Genomic DNA, 397 nt, shown 5'->3' on the forward strand with positions numbered 1-397 from the left:
GTCTCAGACGCCGCCGATCCGGGTGATCATCCCGGGCCGGACCTACCGGCACGATTCCGACCAGACCCACACGCCGATGTTCCACCAGGTCGAGGGCCTGGTGATCGACACGGCGGCCAACATCGCCAACCTGAAGTGGGTGCTGGAGGAGTTCTGCAAGGCGTTCTTCGAGGTCGACGGCGTGAAGATGCGCTTCCGCCCGTCGTTCTTCCCGTTCACCGAGCCGAGCGCCGAGATCGACATCCAGTTCCAGGACGGTCCGCTCGCCGGCCGCTGGCTGGAGGTGGCGGGCTCCGGCCAGGTTCACCCGAACGTGGTGCGCAACATGGGGCTGGACCCGGAGAAGTACATCGGCTTCGCCTTCGGCATGGGCCCCGACCGCCTGACGATGCTGCGC

The 397-nt window shown here is 67.0% G+C and carries 1 pseudogene; it reads left to right on the top strand.

Annotated elements, in window-relative coordinates:
* Nucleotides 1–397, top strand: a pseudogene (pheS, locus tag E4T82_RS12260) (phenylalanine--tRNA ligase subunit alpha); the annotation flags it as partial.

Origin of the sequence: Streptococcus cuniculi (assembly GCF_004570575.1) — a bacterium.
Classification (GTDB): Bacteria; Bacillota; Bacilli; order Lactobacillales; family Streptococcaceae; genus Streptococcus; species Streptococcus cuniculi_A.